Genomic DNA, 201 nt, shown 5'->3' with positions numbered 1-201 from the left:
TAAACGCTCAACCTGAAACTCCTGATGCTCCTGTAGTAGCCGGTGAAGTTTCTCAACCAACTTGTGACGAAGCAACCGGATCTTTCAGCATCACTGCTGAAACCGGAATGGAATATAGCTTTAATGGTGGTGCTTTTGGAACTAACACTTCCTGGTCTGAACTTGCTGCCGATACTTATACTGTTGTTGCAAGAAACGCTG

At 45.3% G+C, this 201-nt stretch carries 1 protein-coding gene; it reads left to right on the top strand.

Going from position 1 to position 201, the window contains the following annotated elements:
- Positions 1 to 201 (top strand): hypothetical protein (locus tag LB465_RS18295; RefSeq protein ID WP_224471339.1); only part of this gene is annotated, 201 nt, incomplete at both ends.

This window comes from Salegentibacter lacus (genome assembly GCF_020164555.1).
Lineage (GTDB): Bacteria > Bacteroidota > Bacteroidia > Flavobacteriales > Flavobacteriaceae > Salegentibacter > Salegentibacter lacus.
The sequence above is the reverse complement of the archived record's forward strand: the minus strand, read 5'-3'. Positions and strand labels throughout refer to the sequence as shown.